The sequence below is a fragment of the Phenylobacterium sp. genome (genome assembly GCF_046590535.1).
Lineage (GTDB): Bacteria > Pseudomonadota > Alphaproteobacteria > Caulobacterales > Caulobacteraceae > Phenylobacterium.
Genome location: NZ_JBKJTG010000118.1, coordinates 1 through 11512, shown reverse-complemented (window position 1 = coordinate 11512; position 11512 = coordinate 1). Strand labels below are relative to the sequence as shown.

The 11512-nt window shown below is 68.7% G+C and carries 12 protein-coding genes; 10 read left to right on the top strand and 2 right to left on the bottom strand.

Features of this window, described 5'->3' with window-relative positions; translation table 11 throughout:
• Window positions 1–1065: sulfatase-like hydrolase/transferase (locus tag ACLL81_RS07205; RefSeq protein WP_411287668.1), on the top strand; the 1065-nt coding region annotated here is incomplete at its 5' end.
• Between the two features lie 26 nt (window positions 1066–1091).
• Here ACLL81_RS07205 and ACLL81_RS07200 read toward each other — a convergent pair.
• Window positions 1092–1643, bottom strand: coding sequence for a DUF2939 domain-containing protein (locus ACLL81_RS07200; RefSeq protein WP_411287667.1), 552 nt, complete (start codon window positions 1641–1643; stop codon window positions 1092–1094).
• Between the two features lie 178 nt (window positions 1644–1821).
• On the opposite strand from ACLL81_RS07200, the gene ACLL81_RS07195 reads away from it, so the two are divergent.
• The 5 genes from ACLL81_RS07195 (at window position 1822) to ACLL81_RS07175 (ending at window position 7538) form a co-directional block, all read left to right on the top strand.
• Window positions 1822–3702 carry a DUF3604 domain-containing protein gene (locus ACLL81_RS07195; protein ID WP_411287666.1) on the top strand — a complete coding sequence of 627 codons (1881 nt, stop codon included), beginning with the start codon at window positions 1822–1824 and terminating at the stop codon, window positions 3700–3702.
• Window positions 3703–3779: 77 nt separating this feature from the next.
• Window positions 3780–4466, top strand: coding sequence for a TetR/AcrR family transcriptional regulator (locus ACLL81_RS07190; RefSeq protein ID WP_411287665.1), 687 nt, complete (start codon window positions 3780–3782; stop codon window positions 4464–4466).
• Window positions 4467–4488: 22 nt separating this feature from the next.
• A complete protein-coding gene (locus ACLL81_RS07185) occupies window positions 4489–4974 on the top strand; it encodes a hypothetical protein (RefSeq protein WP_411287664.1) in 486 nt (161 codons plus the stop codon).
• A 15-nt stretch (window positions 4975–4989) separates the two neighbouring features.
• Window positions 4990–6171 carry an alpha/beta hydrolase family protein gene (locus ACLL81_RS07180; protein WP_411287663.1) on the top strand — a complete coding sequence of 394 codons (1182 nt, stop codon included), beginning with the start codon at window positions 4990–4992 and terminating at the stop codon, window positions 6169–6171.
• Window positions 6172–6209: 38 nt separating this feature from the next.
• Window positions 6210–7538: a hypothetical protein gene (locus ACLL81_RS07175; protein ID WP_411287662.1), complete on the top strand. Its 1329-nt coding sequence runs from the start codon at window positions 6210–6212 to the stop codon at window positions 7536–7538.
• 108 nt (window positions 7539–7646) lie between these two features.
• Here ACLL81_RS07175 and ACLL81_RS07170 read toward each other — a convergent pair whose 3' ends face one another.
• Window positions 7647–7898, bottom strand: a complete 252-nt coding sequence (locus ACLL81_RS07170; RefSeq protein WP_411287661.1) for a helix-turn-helix domain-containing protein — start codon at window positions 7896–7898, stop codon at window positions 7647–7649.
• A 274-nt stretch (window positions 7899–8172) separates the two neighbouring features.
• On the opposite strand from ACLL81_RS07170, the gene ACLL81_RS07165 reads away from it, so the two are divergent.
• The 4 genes from ACLL81_RS07165 (at window position 8173) to ACLL81_RS07150 (ending at window position 10791) form a co-directional block, all read left to right on the top strand.
• Window positions 8173–8472 carry a DUF983 domain-containing protein gene (locus ACLL81_RS07165; RefSeq protein ID WP_411287660.1) on the top strand — a complete coding sequence of 100 codons (300 nt, stop codon included), beginning with the start codon at window positions 8173–8175 and terminating at the stop codon, window positions 8470–8472.
• Between the two features lie 18 nt (window positions 8473–8490).
• On the top strand, window positions 8491–8769 hold the full coding sequence (locus ACLL81_RS07160; RefSeq protein WP_411287659.1) for a transcriptional regulator: 279 nt from the start codon (window positions 8491–8493) through the stop codon (window positions 8767–8769).
• Window positions 8759–10441 (top strand): SulP family inorganic anion transporter, encoded by a 1683-nt coding sequence (locus ACLL81_RS07155; RefSeq protein ID WP_411287658.1) that lies wholly within the window; start codon window positions 8759–8761, stop codon window positions 10439–10441. The genes ACLL81_RS07160 and ACLL81_RS07155 overlap by 11 nt, the downstream gene beginning before the upstream one ends.
• 206 nt (window positions 10442–10647) lie before the next feature.
• Window positions 10648–10791 (top strand): hypothetical protein, encoded by a 144-nt coding sequence (locus ACLL81_RS07150; RefSeq protein ID WP_411287657.1) that lies wholly within the window; start codon window positions 10648–10650, stop codon window positions 10789–10791.
• Window positions 10792–11512 lie beyond the last annotated feature (721 nt).

The following is an 11512-nucleotide window of genomic DNA, read 5'->3' as shown; positions in this document are numbered from 1 at the left end:
GGCGACATGCGGCGCGTGTACTGGGCCCGCTCTGCGAGGGTGGCGCCGGGCTCCGAGGGCTCGGAACGGGCCACAGCCACCGATCCCCTGCCGCCCAGCGCCACCCTCGCAGAGCGGGCCCAGTACACGCGCCGCATGTCGCCGATCACCCGGGGCCGTCAGGTAGTCGAGGTGAAGCCCTATCTTACCGACGCTTTCACGGACGAGGCGGTGCGCTTCATCGGCGCCCGCCAGGCGCAACCGTTCTTCCTCTACATCGCCTACAACGCCCCCCACACGCCGCTGCAGGCCACCAGGAAGTACATCGACCGCTACCGGCACGTGGAGGACAAGGGCACGCGGGTCTACGCCGCCATGGTCTCCGCCCTCGACGACGGGGTGGGGGCGATCCGCGCCAAGCTGAAGGCGGAGGGGCTCGAGCGGGACACCCTGATCGTCTTCCTCAGCGACAATGGCTGCGCGGCCTATATTCTGGGGGCCTGCTCCAACGCGCCGCTGAACGGGTTCAAGGCGTCGCACCTCGAGGGGGGTGTCCGCGTGCCCTACATCGTCACCTGGCCCGGAGCGATCCCGGGCGGCAAGGTCGACGACCGGCAGGTCTCCAGCCTCGACATCGTGCCGACCGCCGCGGCCCTGGCCGGCGCAAGGCTGGCGAACGGATCGGATGGGGTGAACCTGATGCCGTACCTGGTTGGCGGCGACAAGCGTACGCCCAACCCGACCCTCTACTGGCGCGCCGGGCCGAACTTCGCGATCCGCGACGGTCAGTGGAAGATGTGGAAGGCGAACAAGGCCCCGCCGGGCGCGGAGCCCAGCGGCAGCGCCCGCGTCACCCCTGACGGAACCCACGCCCGGGTCTCGGAGCACGGACAGCATGTGATGCTGTACGACCTGAAAGCCGACCTCGGCGAAACCACCAACGTCGCCTCCCGCCGGCCGGAGGTGGTGGCGGGCCTGCAGGCCAAGCTGGACGCCTGGAACGCCACGCTGGTTCCCCCGCAATGGACGAGCATGCGCCAGTCCCTGAAGAAGCAGGACGGCCAGACGCTGCAACTCTACGACTAGGCGAGCCCGGCGGACGGCTGCCGGGCTCAGGCCGGCGGCTCGATCCGAGTGAGTTTCCACGCCGTTCCGTTGCGGGTGAACACCAGGCGGGTGGCGCGGTGTTCGGGCGCGCTGGTCCGGCGGACCGTCAGGCGGAAGGTGTTCCAGCTCTCGTAACCCGCCCGCCGCCTCACCGGCTCGCGCTCTGCCGGCGGCGGCGGGAAAGCGGCTTCGACCGGGGTTTTCGGCGCCTCGCCCGTGGCCACCAGGACGGCCAGCCCCCGCGGTGTCGCTGCGGCCTCCACGACCCGGTCGGCCATGGCAGGGACGATGGCCAGGCCAAGGCCGGCCAGGGGGTTGTGGTGCAACTCGCCGTCGGTGTGCATCGCGGCGATGATCCGCGCCTGCATCCGGGCGTGAAGGTCGGCGCGCAGGGCCGTGATGTCGGTTAGTCCCTCCATGGCCGCGAAGTCCCCCGCCAGCGCCGCTTCCTGGAAGCGGGCAGCGGTCAGGAACGGCGCGCCCACAAAGAGCGCAGCCGCCGCGCAGACGGCGACGGGAAGGGCGATCCATAGAGGGCGGGAGACGGTTGGCTTCATGTCTGGTTCGTCAGGGTAGCGGCGGCGGAGAGGCGGCGCGCCATAGCCCCTATCTATGTCCATATCCCCTGGGGCGCGTTGGCCCCGCCGCTGAAATGGCGTCAACTCGGCGTCGAAGGCCCAGGATCGGGCCGGCCGGCCTGCGCGTGCACAGGCCGCAAAAGAGGGCGGGGAAACCATGGGCCATATGTTCGCGAGCGTCGGGGCGGGCCTCCTTGCGGCCGTGCTGGTGGTGGGCTGCGCGCCGGCGGCGCGCGACGGCGGCCTCGCCACAGCGGCGCAATCGCCTGCGCCGGGCGGCGCAGCCAGTTCGGACATCGCGTCAAAGGTGCTGTTCGGCGACCTGCACATGCACACCGGCTGGTCGTTCGACGCCTTCACGTTCGGGACCACCGCAACCCCCGACGACGCCTACAACTTCGCTCAAGGCGGTTCGCTCGCCCACCCCGCGGGCGGAGTCTACAAGCTCGACCGGCCCCTGGACTTCCTGGCGGTCACCGACCACGCCGAGTTCATGGGCGTGATGATCTCCATGCGAGATCCCGCCAGTCCGATGTCGAGGCTCGCCATCGCCAAGGCGGCCCTCGATCCGAACCCCAAGGTCTCGAGCCAGGCCTTCCGCTCCGTGGGCCAGGCGTTCCGGACCGGCAACCTCAGCGTCTTCGAGGACCAGCAGGACGCCGCTCGCAAGATCACCATGGACACCTGGGCGCGCACGGTGGACAGCGCCAACCGGGCCAACAAGCCCGGCCGGTTCACCGCCCTGATCGGCTACGAGTGGACCTCCTCCGATGAGGGAAAGAACCTGCACCGCAACGTCATCTTTGGCGGTGACACGGCGCCTCTGCCGTTCACCGCGGTGGACAGCCGCAGACCTGAGGATCTCTGGAAGTACCTCGACGCCACCCGCCGGTCCGGCCAGCCGGTTCTGGCCATTCCGCACAATATGAACCTGAGCGACGGATCGATGTTCGCGAAGGTGGATTCCGACGGGCGACCGATCACCGCCGCCTATGCGGACGCCCGTGCGCGCAACGAGCCGCTGGTGGAGATCACCCAGGTGAAGGGCACGTCCGAGGCCCACCCGTCGCTGTCCCCCAACGACGAGTTCGCAAACTTCGAATTGCTGGAGACCTATGTCGCCTCGGACCGGCCGGTGACCAGGTTCGCCGGCAGCTATGTGCGCGACGCCCTGCGCACCGGTCTGTCGTTCCAGGACGGCTCCGGCTTCAACCCATACCGGTTTGGGTTCGTGGGCGCGTCGGACAGCCACGTGGCCATGTCCTCGGTGATGGAGAACCAGTACTTCGGCAAGGTGGGGAACCGCGACGGTACCGCCAAGGTGCGGTTGGACTGCACCTTCTGCGCCGGCGGCTCGGATATCAGCAAGTTCGGTGCGTCCGGCCTGGCGGCCGTGTGGGCCCGGGAGAACTCCCGTGCGGCGATCTTCGACGCGCTGCAGCGCAACGAAAGCTACGCCACGTCCGGCCCGCGCATACAGGTCCGGTTCTTCGGCGGCTACGACCTGGGCGGCGTCCAGCCCGGCCGCCCCGACTGGGTGCGCAACGCCTACCGCGCCGGCGTGCCGATGGGCGGCAGCCTGAAGGGCAGCGCGGCGAAAGCCCCGGCCTTCGTGGTCTGGGCGCTGAAGGACCCGATGGGCGCGAACCTCGATCGGGCGCAGATCGTCAAGGTCTGGAGCAAGGGCGGCGTCAACCACGAGAAGGTGTTCGACGTGGCGCTGTCCGGAAACCGCAAGGTCGATTCGCGCACCGGCAAGGCGCCGCCGGTGGGCAATACCGTCAACGTCGCCACGGCGACCTACGCCAACAGCATCGGCGCCGTCACCCTGACGGCGAACTGGACCGACCCGGAGTTCGACCCCTTGGCCCACGCCGCCTACTACGTCCGCGTTCTCGAGATACCGACCCCGCGCTGGTCGACCTATGACGCCGCGCGGCTGAAACGTGAGATCCCGCGCGGCCTCCCGCCGACCCTGCAGGAGCGGGCCTACACCTCGCCCATCTGGTACGACCCCGTCCCGCGCCGACAGCTCTGACGCCGCCGCCCCTCAGCCCTGTGTGCAGACGGACGCCGTCTGCACGCAACCCCCTGCCCAGTCTTCGAAACCATCCCATGTCGAAGTCCGACGCCACCGCCGAGAGCCCGCAGCCCGCGCCGCCGGTCGACGACGCCGGGAGCGACGAAATCCTGCGCCTGGCGGCGCGCCTCATGCGCAAGCAGGGGCTGGCTCGCACCACCATGGAACAGGTGGGCGCGGCGGCCGGCGTCGACCGGGCGACACTCCACCGATGCTACGGTTCGAAGGAACGGCTGGTGGAAGCGATCTTCGGCGAGGTGGTTCGCCGGCTGCAGGCGGGCGACAGCGGGCCGTGGCACGGCTATGGCGCTGGCTTCCGGCGCCTGCTGGCCGCAGCCCGCGCGTTTGAGGACGGCTACATCCTGCTGGTGCGCGATGGCTGCCAGCTGCCGGCCTACCAGGGCTTTGCGGCGGCGCTCAGGGCTCGCACGGCGCGCAAGCTCAGGCATCTGCTCTGGTTCCCGGAGCGCCCGCCACCGCGCGCCGAAACCCCGGCGCTGCTGGGACTTGCGCTGGAGTCGATGATCTCGTTCTCCAACGACGCTCTGGCCTACTGGGTGGAGCTGGGCACGCCGGATCGCGACGAGCAGTACGTCCGCTGGTGCGGCCAGATGATGCGCTCGTGGCGCCACAACACGGCGGAACTGCTCAACCTGGACACCCCCGAGGTCGACTGGCCCTTCGACACCGAGAACAGAAGACCCCTGGCCTGGCCAGACTGAATCACACCCGAGGAGGCAGGCGTTGATCCGACGTTCGATGGCGGCGATGGCCGTGACACTGGCCCTGGCCGCCGGACCCGCCGCGGCGGTGGAGTCCGTTGCGCCGCCCCCGGTGAAGGCAGAGTTCGCCCCGTACACGGCCGAGATTGCCGCGGCGCAGGGGCGGCTCGACGCCTTTCTCAAGGCCTTCAACGCCCGCGATATCCCCGCCTACGAAGCGACGTTCAACTTCCCGCACGTACGTTTCCACTCAGGCGCCGTAACGGTCATGACGCCCGGCTACCACAAGCCTGGGATGTTCGAGAGCGGGTCGCTGGCCGAATGGGACCACTCGGCATGGCAGCGCCGCGAGGTGGTCAACGCCGGTCCGGACAAGGTGCACATCAACACGCGGTTCGCGCGCTACCGGAAGGACGGGAGCCTGCTGGGGGCGTTCGATTCCATCTACATCGTCACCAAGGTGAACGGCCGTTGGGGCATCCAGGGGCGCTCCAGCTTCGCGCCTTAGGCCGGACAAAGCGCTATGGCGGTCGCCCTCCAGGGCATTGGACAACCTCCCGCGCGTAGGGGAGCGTGGACCGATCCATCGGGCGTGGGCGGGGAAAACGAGGGAGGCGGGGATGCACTTCGCGAACACCAGCAACTCGGTTACGTCGTGACGACAGTGTCTGACCGCGCCTTCCTGCTGGCGTTGTCTCTGACGGCGGCGGTGCTTTCGCCCGTCGCGCCAGCCGCCTTCGCCCAGCCGGCGGCGGTTCAGTCCGCATCGGTCGAGATCCGCCGCGGCGAGTGGCGGGATGAGGCGCGGGGCGGACGGATCGTCCCCTACAAGCTCTACGTGCCGAAGGGCGCCGGGCCGTTCCCGACCATCGTGCATTCGCACGGGCTGGGCGGCAGCCGGGAGGCCTCCACCTACATCCTCCAGGCGGTCGCCGAGGCCGGCTTCCTGTTGGTCAGCCTGCAACACGCGGGCTCCGACAGTGCCCTGCTGAGCGGCATGGCAGGCGGCGAAACCGCCCGGGGGGCCGCAGGCGCCCGCGGAATGACGGCGGAGGTGGCGCAGGCCCGCTATGGGGACGTCCCCTTCGCCATAGACCAGCTTGCGCGCGAGACCAGCGGTTCGGGTCCCATGCGCGGCAAGGCCGACCTCTCGCGGCTGGGGATGTCGGGCCACTCCTACGGGGCGCTTTCAACGCTGGTGGCGGTAGGCCAGCGGGTTCCGGGCGCCCGCGGCCGCAGTTTCGCCGAGCCGCGCATCAAGGCGGCGATCGCCTACAGCCCCAACAAGCCCCGCAACGACGATGCGAAGGCCGCGTTCGCGGCCGTGCGCACCCCCATGCTGCATTTCACCGGCACCGAAGACACCAGCCCCTTCGACCTGGAGCGCAGCGCCTTTGAGCGGACCACGCCCTATCAGACCATCGGTGGCGCGGACCAGTTCCTGATCATTCTCAACGGCGGCGACCACGCGGTGTTCGGCGGCCGCCGCGCGGTCAGCGGTCAGCTGAAACCGACCGACCCGGCGCACATGGCGCTGATCCAGGCCGAGACTATCCGGTTCTGGCGCGCCTATCTGGCCGGCGACAGGCAGGCCGCCGGGGCGCTCTGCAGTTTGCCGCAGCGTGTGTCGGCGCTCGCCACAGGCTATGTGAAGGCGGTTCGCTGCGGCCCGCCAACACCGATCGCGCCGCTGGCTTCCCACTGAATCGGCCGGTCAGGTGATCGAGCAGGAGGACAATCGACGTGCGCGACACCGATGAGCAGGCTCTCCCCACCTCCCGCCGCGCTCTGCTCGCGGCCGGCGCGGCCTCGGGCTTGATCGCCGTCCCCGCCCGCGCCCAGCCTCGCCGCAGCGCCCCGCGCTTCACCCCGGCGGAGATGCAGCGGACCTTCGAGCGCTACCACGCGTTCGGCGACAAGGCCGCGGGCGGTCCGGGCGACAACGCCTGCGGCGCCTGGATGATCGGCGAGCTGGAAGCCCTCGGCTACCGCTGTACGCGGCAATCCTATGAAGTGCCCGCCTACGAGGGCGGGCCAGCGGAGCTCACCTCGGGCCGGGCGAGCGCCACCCTCATCCCGCAGGCGATCGTGATCCCTACGGGGCGCGAAGGGCTGAACGGGCGACTGCATCTCGCCGGCGCTCCGGGCGACGTGCGCGGGGCGATTGCCGTGATCGTGCTTCCCCATGCCCGCTGGTCCGCGGCGAAGGGTGAGGTCGAGCGCCGCGTGAAAGCCGAACTCTCGGCGGGCGCCGCAGCCGCCGTGGTGATCACCACCGGCCCCACCGGCGAGGCGCTGGCGCTCAATGCGCCGGTGAGCACGCCCTTGTTCGACAAGCCGGTGGCGGTTCTGGCGCCCAGCGACGCCCAGCCCTTTGTCGACGCCGCCATGCTGGGGGCGGACGCGACGCTGCGGATTCCGGGCCGCTCGATCCGCCGGCCGGCGTTCAACGTCATCGCCTCGCTCCCGCGCAAGGCTGGCCGGGCGCTGATCATCTCCACCCCGCGATCCGGCTGGTTCACCTGCACCGGCGAGCGTGGGCCTGGGGTCGCCGTCTGGCTGGCCCTGGCGCGCTGGGCGGCGCGCACACCGCTGAACGCCGACATCGAACTGCTCGCCACCAGCGGCCACGAATACGATAACGACGGCGGCGAGCACTACATCCACGAGCGCGCGCCGAAACCGGCGGACACCGCGCTCTGGGTTCACCTCGGCGCCAATGTCGCGGCGCGCGACTGGCATGAGCGTTCGCCCCTGTCGCCGTTGCCGAGCGCCGATCCTCAGCGGTATCTCCTGGCCAGCGCCGCTTTGCTACCGGCTGCCAAGGCGGCGTTCGCGGGACTTCCAGGGCTGGAACAGGTCTATCCCGCCCTCCAGCGCTCCGCCGCCGGCGAGCTCGGCAATGTGCTTAAGGCCGGCTACGAGCCCGCCATCGGCATTTTTGGCGGCCACAGGTTTCACCACGCGCGCTCCGACGATCTACGCTGCGTCTCGCCTGACCTTGCCGTGCCCGTGGCGGAAGCCTTTGCCGACGTGATCGAAAGCGCTGTCGGACGACGTCGCCGGGCGTGAGGCGAGGATCGGTTGGCGGAGTCCGCCGCACGCCGACGGCCAGCGCGAGGCTCCGCTTTGATTGATCGGATCCACGTCGGAACAAGCTACCGCAGTTCGGCTGGGCGGCTATTTCCGCTCGAGCAGCCGAACGCCGCGGCCGGCGCCATCGCTGCGGGCTCCGCTGGCGATCAACTCGACACCGGCCTCGTTGATCGCATTGGCGACTTTTTCGAGGCTGCCGACGACGGCGCGAACGATGCCGTCGCTGGCCTCCATGCGTTGGACCGTCGGGAGGGAAACTCCAGCGAGCCGCGCGAGCTCCTTCTGGTCGATGCCCAAGAGCGCGCGCGCCGCCTTCATCTGTGAACCCGTGATCATCTGGGTATCTATAATGATGTCCAGGGTATCATCAAGGCCCGATCAGCCCGTACGAACTGGCCGGGATGATCTTTCAGACCAATTTTATGATTGTCCAATATTGCATTATGATGTGGGAAACATCATTCTATATGCTCATAGCAGCACCTGTGACGGCCGGCCTTCGGCCTGACCGGGTCGGAACACCTCGCGGTGCGGAGGCGATACAGTGAACCGAGTCAATCCGATCCTGGCCGGGATAACATGCCGGTGTCCGAACTGCGGAGAAGCGCCGTTGTTCTCAGGGTTCCTGACTGTCCGCCCGCGTTGCGACGCTTGCGGCCAGGACCTGTCGAACGCCGATTCCGGTGACGGCCCCGTCGTCTTCATCCTGCTGATCGTCGGGGCGATCGGCTGCTTCGGGCTGCTGTTCACCGAATTCACCTTCCACCCGCCGATCTGGGTGGAACTGGTCATCTTTCTTCCGCTGATCGCGGTCATCACCCTCGGCGTCCTGCGGCCGTTCAAGGCCATTCTGATCGCGCTGCAATTTCGCAACCACGCCTCCGAGGCCCGCAATGGCGGCGATCGCTAGGTTTAGGGCTGGGCGGCCATGATCGCGGGATCCCAGATGCGTGCGGCCCGCGCCCTCATGGGCGCCGATCAGCGCGCGCCTGCGCGGCTGTCGGGCCTGTCGCCGCCGACCATCCAGCGCATGGAATCCTCCCCAGGATCGGTTGGGGCCGCCGCCGACAGTCTTGAGCGCGTCCTCGACGCGCTGACGGCCGGCGGCGTGGAGCCTATCGCCGACGGGTCTCCCAGCGCCGGGTTCGGGTGCGGCGTGCGACTGATCCAGCGGAGCGAGAAGAGGTCTGCAACCCATGTGGCGTGATTGGACACTGTTCATACCGAAGTCGGTGACGGTGCTGCGTCAAGGCTACGGACTCGCGGACTTCCGCAGCGACGTCGTCGCCGGCCTGACCGTGGCGATCGTCGCCATGCCTCTGGCCATGGCTCTGGCGATCGCCTCGGGCGCAACGCCGGCGCAGGGCCTGATCACCGCCGTGGTGGCCGGCTTCCTGATCTCGCTTCTGGGCGGCAGCCGCTTCCAGATCGGCGGCCCCACCGGGGCTTTCGTGGTGGTGGTCTACGGCGTGATCGCCAAGCACGGCTACGATGGCTTGCTCATCGCCACGACCCTCGCCGGGGGCATCCTGATCCTCGCCGGTCTCTTCCGCATCGGCACCCTGATCAAATACATTCCCGACCCGGTCACGACGGGCTTCACCACCGGTATCGCCACCATCATCCTGGCGAGCCAGCTTAAGGACATCTTCGGTCTGAGCGCCGAGAACGTCCCGGCCGATTTCATTCCCAAGCTGCAGGCGCTGTGGGCGGCGCGCGCCTCGTTGAGCCTGCCGACCCTGGCCCTGGCGACCACCTGCTTCGCCGCCATCATGTTGTTGCGGCGTTTCGCGCCCAAGGTCCCCGGCTTCCTGGTGGTGACCATCGCCGCATCCGTCGCCGCCTATCTGCTGGCGACGCCAATCGAGACCATCGGGTCGAAGTTCGGCGGCGTGCCCTCGACCTTGCCGACACCCAACTTTGCGTTCTGGTCCTGGGACAAGGCGCGCGACGTCCTGCCCAGCGCCTTCACTATCGCCCTGCTGGCAGGTGTCGAATCCCTGCTGTCGGCCGTGGTCGCCGACCAGATGACCGGGCGCCGACACCGCTCGAACATCGAACTGGTGGCCCAAGGCATCGCCAACATCGCCTCGGCCGCGGTCGGCGGCCTGCCAGCGACCGGGGCCATCGCCCGCACGGCCACCAGCATTCGATCCGGCGCCCGCTCGCCGCTTGCGGGCATGCTGCACGCGGCGTTCCTGTTGCTGTTCATGTTGTTTCTGGCCCCGCTCGCGAAATTTGTCCCGCTGGCGGCGCTGGCCGCGATCCTGGTGGTCGTCGCGCTGAACATGGCCGAGCTGCATCGCTTCCGGTTGCTGCTCGGGACGTCGAACGGCGACCGCGCGGTCCTGCTGCTCACCTTCGGCCTAACCGTGCTTGTCGATCTGACCCTGGCGATCGAGGTTGGCATGGTCTTGGCCGCCTTCGTCTTCATGCACAGGATGAGCCAGCTCTCCACCATCGAGGGTGGTGGACCGAGCCTCATCGAGGGCGACCAGGATGACTTCGCTAGAAACAGCGAAGTCCCCTACCAGCCGTACGAAGGCCTGCCGCACGACACCGCGGTGATCACCTTTCGCGGCCCGCTGTTCTTTGGCAGCACCAGCGTTCTGAAGGATGCGCTCGACCAGATCGGCGCGCGCAGCCGTCGCTACATCCTGCGGTTCGAAGACGTCCCTTTGATCGATCCGACGGGTGCGGCGGCTCTTTCCTCGTTTCTTCAGCGCGCAAGCCAGGACCACGCCAGCGTCACCATCTGCGGGGTGCGCGACAGCGTGATGGCCAACTTGCGGCGCACCGTCGAGCCCCACGTCCTGGCGAAGATCGCGTTCCTGCCGAGCTTCGCGGCGGCGCGCGCCGCGATTGCAGCGCCGGCATGATCATCCTGCGCAGGCTCCAGACGCCGCAACGCGGCATCGCCATCATGCTGCACCGGAGCATGGTGGCGTCAGCTACCTCAAGGACGGTGTGCTCCAGAGCCAAGTCGATGCGCAGCCGGCTCGGCGTTCCGTCAGCTGAGCCCCCCGGTTTCAGTAGACACCCATTGCTAGCTCTGAGGAGCTGGAGAGGAGTGTCGGATGATGTTTTGGACCTACGGCTGCTGTTCGCAGACGCCGGCTACCGCGGCTTCGATCCGGTGGCCGACGGCGTGCTCTCGTTCCGGTCGGACGGACAGGGCGGAACCGTGATGCTGTTCGACCCGGACGGTCCGAGCTTGGGGCGCCCCTAGCCCACCAAGATCGTCACCCTTGACGGCGTGGCGAGCTGGACCCGGCAGCTTGGAGACTGGTTGTTCTGACCGTCGGCTAGAGGTTGGCGCCAGGAAGGTTTCACCCGAGGCAGGCCGCAAGGCTGGGCTGCGCGCGGCGACGGGCCGCGCACACCGCGGAACTTCCTGCCAAGCCTGTTGTTCTCATCTCCAGGTAAACCAGCGCATCGTTTCGTCGGGCTTCAACCGACGCCGCGACCTCTCGACACAAAGGGGCTGACCTTAGACACCGAAACGCTGAAGGCGGATCGCAGCCCGCCCAGCGACCGGGGTGCTTTAGCGGCTTGAGCGCCACCCAGCGGCACGAGGCTTGATGATGATGGTGTCACAGCATCCAAACCCCAGCCCCACCAGCAACGATGCAGGCGACGGCGCCTTCCCAGGGGTGGCCAACGACGTGGAGGCGTCCTTCGCGCCGTTGCTCGATGGGCGAGTCGAAAGCGTCCAGCGTCCGGCCCAACCCCCGCGCGCGCGCGCGGTGCGGGCGCGCGTCACACCCGGCAGAGGCGCGAGGACGCTAATGATGGGCGCGGTCATCGCCTCGGTGCTGGTGGCGGCCCTACTTGCCGCTGTCTACATGAGGCACGCGCTTGAGGAGCAGTCTTGGGCGGCTGCCGCTTTGCAGGCGTCGATGCCGACATCACCCGCACCGCCGGTGATCGCCGCGCCGGTTAGCACGCCG

What these genes read in the sequence shown, in the direction of transcription:
- ACLL81_RS07170 (WP_411287661.1), bottom strand. Translation starts at nt 7,898, where the DNA reads ATGATCACGGGTTCACAGATGAAGGCGGCGCGCGCGCTCTTGGGCATC.
- ACLL81_RS07200 (WP_411287667.1), bottom strand. Translation starts at nt 1,643, where the DNA reads ATGAAGCCAACCGTCTCCCGCCCTCTATGGATCGCCCTTCCCGTCGCC.
- ACLL81_RS07190 (WP_411287665.1), top strand. Translation starts at nt 3,780, where the DNA reads ATGTCGAAGTCCGACGCCACCGCCGAGAGCCCGCAGCCCGCGCCGCCG.
- ACLL81_RS07160 (WP_411287659.1), top strand. Translation starts at nt 8,491, where the DNA reads ATGATCGCGGGATCCCAGATGCGTGCGGCCCGCGCCCTCATGGGCGCC.
- ACLL81_RS07180 (WP_411287663.1), top strand. Translation starts at nt 4,990, where the DNA reads ATGGCGGTCGCCCTCCAGGGCATTGGACAACCTCCCGCGCGTAGGGGA.
- ACLL81_RS07195 (WP_411287666.1), top strand. Translation starts at nt 1,822, where the DNA reads ATGGGCCATATGTTCGCGAGCGTCGGGGCGGGCCTCCTTGCGGCCGTG.
- ACLL81_RS07155 (WP_411287658.1), top strand. Translation starts at nt 8,759, where the DNA reads ATGTGGCGTGATTGGACACTGTTCATACCGAAGTCGGTGACGGTGCTG.